Here is a 1787-nt window from a genome sequence, read left to right as displayed (position 1 = left end):
ATATATATTCTGTTCTATACTATCTACAATTAATTTTTGTTCTATTAAAATTTCCTGTATCCATAAATATTTATTTTCTTTTCCACGGAATTATTCTAATAAACTACCTGGTAATAATCATTGTAATATATCTATCCAATAATGAAAGATATTATTTGCAGTTTATTCACTCAATCCAAAGTTTATTCCTAGCATTTTAAATGTCGGTACATCATGTAAATCATATAAAGTGATTTTATTTTTGATAATTGGAGATGTCTAGTCTAGATTNTTACAATTCTGAAAAAGCCGCCGAAAAGTAATATATCTATCCAATAATGAAAGATATTATTTGCAGTTTATTCACTCAATCCAAAGTTTATTCCTAGCATTTTAAATGTCGGTACATCATGTAAATCATATAAAGTGATTTTATTTTTGATAATTGGAGATGTCTAGTCTAGATTAGAGTAAAATGTAATTTTAATCTATAGTGAGCGATCGCTCCGTGTAGACATTTCAGGAATATAGACAAAAATTGTTGGACGTGCAGATACAGTTTGGCCGTAATTAGTTTCTGGTGTTAATGGTATCAGAATATTAGAATTAGAAATATTGTTTCCTGAGTTAATACCATCGCGAGTACCGCCACCTGTTGAACCTTTAGGAGTTGATTTTCCTGGAGAGGCAAATGTTACGTTGCCACGAGTACCGCCACCTGTTGAACTTTTAGGAGTTGATTTTCCTGGAGATGCAAATGTTACGTTGCCACGAGTACCGCCACCTGTTGAACTTNGAGTACCGCCACCTGTTGAACTTTTAGGAGTTGATTTTCCTGGAGATGCAAATGTTACGTTGCCACGAGTACCGCCACCTGTTGAACTTTTAGGAGTTGATTTTCCCGGAGAGGCAAATGTTACGTTGCCACGAGTACCGCCACCTATTGAACTTTTAGGTGTAGAACCTCCCGCGCTAAATCTGACCTGACCGCGAGTACCACCACTTACCGTTCCTTTTGGAACATCATCATTTGGTGGATTGAAGTTGATACTAACATTTAAAGGGAGTGAGAACTGTTGATTTTTGGCTTGGGGTTGACTATAAGCCGGGTAACTTATGCCCCCTCCAATAACTATTGCAATAATAACACTTTCTAGTGTTCTTTTCTCCAAAAGCATCTGTAGTTCATTCATAAAAAGTAATTGGTACTTAATACTTCTTAATGATATCAAAAAAAATATAATTCTCAAAAAATATTAAAATTCTCTGAAAAATTTATATCTAAGTTCAAAACAAGGCAAATTTAAGTAAAAACCACAATGTTTATAAGTAATAATTATGGTAGTCTTGCATAGTAATGGTATACAGGAAGCAGGAATATCTATCAGGGGAGCAAGATTTTCCCACTACCATGTCTTGTAAAAAAAATAATTACAATGTACGACTATTACGATAAACCAGCACCATAATTATTATGGATTACTGAAGATTCAGCTAACCGCTGAATGGTTACAAATTAGGTCAAAAGTTAACTCAAAACCTTCTTTAACTTCCCCGGCGGGAAGTCCCGCGCTCTCCCGTTTAGCTAGCGCACAACGCGCGTTAACGGCTGTCGCCGACATGGAAAGCGGAGCATTCCCTATACGAAAAGGCGGAGCAAGTGCGGCAGCTATTAGGGGAGCGTTGTATGGGAAAGCCGGGCTAGGGTGTGCGGTTTTCCTATTGTCCTGTTTGCTATAGCTATTGACAATTTATTAACACAGCCATTACAATAAATCTTTGAGAAATCCTGGTAGATTCTCCCATGC

General features: G+C 36.4%; 1 pseudogene. It reads right to left on the bottom strand.

The features are described 5' to 3' along the window. Nucleotides 1–467: 467 nt before the first annotated feature. Nucleotides 468–774, bottom strand: a pseudogene (locus AFK68_RS43885) (DUF928 domain-containing protein); the annotation flags it as partial. Between the last annotated feature and the right edge of the window lie 1013 nt (nt 775–1787).

It is taken from the genome of Hydrocoleum sp. CS-953 (assembly GCF_002260545.1).
Classification (GTDB): domain Bacteria; phylum Cyanobacteriota; class Cyanobacteriia; order Cyanobacteriales; family Microcoleaceae; genus Trichodesmium.
This window is presented reverse-complemented; position numbering and strand designations above follow the sequence as displayed.